The organism is Rhizobium rosettiformans W3 (genome assembly GCF_004912135.1).
Taxonomy (GTDB): Bacteria; Pseudomonadota; Alphaproteobacteria; order Rhizobiales; family Rhizobiaceae; genus Allorhizobium; species Allorhizobium rosettiformans.
The window spans coordinates 1-3,654 of the sequence record NZ_STGU01000052.1; the positions used below are offsets into that span (position 1 = coordinate 1).

Annotated in this window: 4 protein-coding genes; all 4 read right to left on the reverse strand. The window is 59.8% G+C overall.

Annotated elements, in window-relative coordinates:
* Window positions 1-178: 178 nt before the first annotated feature.
* Window positions 179-619 (reverse strand): pseudoazurin, encoded by a 441-nt coding sequence (locus FAA86_RS24145; RefSeq protein WP_136543835.1) that lies wholly within the window; start codon window positions 617-619, stop codon window positions 179-181.
* A gap of 107 nt (window positions 620-726) precedes the next feature.
* Complete coding sequence (locus FAA86_RS24150) at window positions 727-1,428, reverse strand: Crp/Fnr family transcriptional regulator (RefSeq protein ID WP_136543837.1); 702 nt, start codon at window positions 1,426-1,428, stop codon at window positions 727-729.
* Window positions 1,429-1,526: 98 nt separating this feature from the next.
* Window positions 1,527-2,420, reverse strand: a complete 894-nt coding sequence (locus FAA86_RS24155; RefSeq protein WP_136543839.1) for an SUMF1/EgtB/PvdO family nonheme iron enzyme — start codon at window positions 2,418-2,420, stop codon at window positions 1,527-1,529.
* Window positions 2,421-2,489: 69 nt separating this feature from the next.
* Window positions 2,490-3,563 (reverse strand): copper-containing nitrite reductase, encoded by a 1,074-nt coding sequence (gene nirK / locus FAA86_RS24160; protein WP_136543841.1) that lies wholly within the window; start codon window positions 3,561-3,563, stop codon window positions 2,490-2,492.
* Window positions 3,564-3,654 lie beyond the last annotated feature (91 nt).

A 3,654-nucleotide genomic window follows, 5' to 3' on the forward strand; every position in this document is an offset into this window, starting at 1 on the left:
TCCGGTCGACCAGCTACGAAATGCAATTGACCGCGCGCATAGCGGCCTTCTGGCTGACGGTGGGATCTAACACGAGTGACCCCCGATCATTGAAGGGGTCTGCAAACTGCCGACGCCGCCGGGGATCCACACCCCGACGGCGTCAGCCGTGCCATCTGTGATCGGTGCACGGGTCTTGTTACTGGGCTGCAGCGACGGCAGCATCAATGCGTTCGCGGGCCTTTTTCGGCAACTTGGCTGCGTTGAAGGCGTCGAGATTGGCGGCCGGCGCATCACCGACGAGGATGGCGGCGACCATGCCCATGCCGAGATGCGGCGCGCATTTGATGCCGTAGAGACCCGGCACGTCGAAAGTCACCTTGATCTCCTCGTTCATCTTACCCTTGAACTCGGCCGCACCCTCCGGGACCATGCCCTTGATGGCTTCGGCATTGTGGCCCTTGTCGGTGGCGACGAAGGTGACGGTATCGCCGGGAGCGATCTTCAGGCCGGCCGGTTCGAAGACCATGGCGCCTTCGGCCCCCTTGTTGAGCATCTTGACTTCGAAATCCGCAGCCATCGAAAAAGCGGGAACCGAGAGCAAAAGAGCAGCCGCCAGGGTGACACTACGCAGTTTCATTTTCATCTCCTTAAACAGGAACACCTCGTTCCCTTGGAGACAGAGATAGGACAGGACGGCCCATCCCTCTTTGCGCAATATCAAGTATGGGAGCGGTTTTCGAGCCTTTAACGGCGCTCTGGAAGAGCATCTGCTACGGATTCCAGTTGGGCCAGATCGCGGACCAGGAGTTTCTGCCGGCCCCCTTCAATAAGCCCCCTGCTCTCCCAGGCACTGAAGATACGCGACACGGTATGCACCGTCGTCCCAGTCATCTCGGCGATGTCTTGCCTTGAAATCGGGAAATCGATCCGGATGCCCGCAGCCTCGGCGCGACCCGCTTTTTGAGCCAGTCGCAGAACCGTGTGGGCGACCCGCTTTTCGACTTCTTGTGTCGACATCTCACGAATTCGAACATGGGCTTCTTCGAGCCGCTGCCCAATCGTCTCCATCGCACTGACGGCCAGCCTCGGATTGCGTTCGACGAAGCGCGGCCAGAGCTCTGTCGGCCAAGACAGAACAATGCTTTCTGCGGCCGCCAGGGCTGTTCCGGGATAATCGTTTCGTTGCAGGGCCTTTGCGAAGCCGAACAGGTCGCCCGGATGCACCACCCGCACGATGATCTGTTGGCCGGCGCTGGTCACCTGGGTCACCTTCAGACGACCATGCAAGAGCAAGAAGAAATAGGAAGCGGGCTGGCCCTGTTCAAATACAGATTCCCCAATCGGCAGCCGCCTCGTTTGCGCGGGAACGAGAAGCGCATCCAACTCTTCGTCGCTCATCTTGTCGAATAATGACAAAGACTTGATGATCGTCCGGTCAAGCTTCAAAAAATGCCCTCTCCTGCCGCCAGCGCGTCACTGCCCGACGCGAGGATAAGCCCATGAAGGCCAAAGCTGGCGAGTGCGGTGCTACGCGTATCCTCTAGTTACAGGATACCGGTCGAGTATAGCAAGGGCGCGTACCAGCTGTCATCCCTGACGAGGCGGAAACCGACATGGTCCGGGGGCACGCCGACGGCACAACCACCACTCTTTGGGTCGCGAATGAATGAGCTGAGCGGCGCACGATGCTTTCCGGCCGCGATATAGACGCCGCAGCTTTCCACGGTGCTTGCCTTGCCGGTCGAGCTCAGGTCGACGCGTCGATTGCAGGTCGATGTCCATTCCCAGACATTGCCGGCGAAATCGGCAAGGCCATGACGGTTTTCGCCAAAGCTGCCATAGGGCAAGGGTTCGGGATCACGCGAACGCTTGCGGGCTGCCTCGCGCTCGTAATCGGCAAGCCAGCGCAGCGCCGGATTGCCGCTGTCAGAATCGACCCCGAGCGCATCGTCTGGAAAGTCCTCGGCTGCGGCAAAGGCAAGTTCGCGATCGTCCGGCAAGCGCCAAAGCGAGCCGGTCTTGTCTGAGAGCCACTTTGCATAGACGGTCGCATCGTCGTGGCTGATTCCAGTCGCCGGAAGGTCGGCACGCGAGGGGCTCGCCGTTTCGCGCGCAGCACAGACATTCTCCGCCACACAGGCATCATAATCGCGCGTGCTTACCTGATACTTCATGATGGTAAGCGCATGGCTGACCGTCTCTTCGGCCTTGGGACCATCGACCGCAAAGCCCGAACGATAGAATTCACCCGGCTGACGGTAGGCGAATGACCCCGGCTCAACGGTGATCACTGCCGGTCCAGGTAAAGAGGGCGAACCGAAGGAGAAGACACCTGCCTGAAGAGCGACAGCGGCGGTCAGGACTGCAATCAACCCTAAGGGAAGTGCCAGTGAACCAAAAGCCTTCTGGGGCAGTGGTGCGGATATCGAGGCAGGCATGGAACCGGTCCTTCGCGAGAGCGGGATGCGCAAAAGGGCGCCTTTGCCGGGCGCCCTTTTGCCGTTCTATCAGCTTTCCGGCTTGACCACGGCGGTCATCAGATCGTCGTTCCAGTCACCGGTGACCTTGAAGTGGGCAGCCGCGCCCTTCTCGAAGGCTTCGATCAGGTTGTGGTTCACATAGGCGTAGATGCCCGGCTGCTGGAAGGTATAATAGGCAGCACCCGCAGCACCGCCGGGGATGAACCAGGTTTCCTGGTCGAGTTCCGGCGGGTTGGCGAACTTTCCGGTCGCCCAGACATAGTCGCCATGGCCACCGATCAGGTGCGGACGCGTGTCACGATTGGCCTGCGAATGCAGGATCAGCACCCGGTCGCCGACTTCCGCCGTCATCGCATGGTCGCCGGTCAAGGCGCCGACGGCTCCGTTGAAGACAATATGGCTCGGGGTGAGCGTATTCATGACTTCGAGCACGTCGGCATAGGCATCACCGGCACTCTCATATTTCTTGTAGTTTCCGTCTTCGTCCTTGGGCACATAGAAGTCCTGTTCGCCGACATAATAGGCCTTGTCATAGACGAGGTCGTTGCCCTTGTGGTCCTTCAGGCCCTCCCGCGGCAGAACCGTGATCGCACCGTTCATGCCGGCGGTCACGTGCCACGGGACCATGCCGGGAGGTGCACAGTGGTAAACGAAGACGCCGGCCTTGGTCGCCTTGAAGCGCAGAACCGCACTTTCTCCGGGATTGACCAGGGTCAGCGCGCCGCCGCCCAGAGCACCGGTTGCCGAGTGGAAATCGATGTTGTGCTGCAGGCTGTTGGTGGCCGGATTGATCAGGGTCACCTCGACATAGTCACCTTCATGGACGACCATCATCGGGCCGGGAACCGAGCCGTTGAAGGTCATGGCATGAACCTCAGTGCCAGCATCATCAACGATGATCTTCTTCTCTTCGATGGTCAGCGTGAATTCGACGACCTTCGGTCCGCCTTCGGCCTTTTGGCTATGCGCATGGATGAAGGGCGGCGCGACCAGATCGACCTTCACGCGCTCAAGCTTGGCGATGTCAGCTTCAACGGCTGCGGCATTGGTTTTGATGTCGCCGCCCTCGGCGTGAACCGCGGTTGCGGTGATCATCGGCATGAGAGCAGTTGCCAGTGTCCGACATCAGCGCCCATGAGACAGAACTGGCTTAATTGAGAAGAGAGGATTTTCGGCTCATCGTAGCTCATTC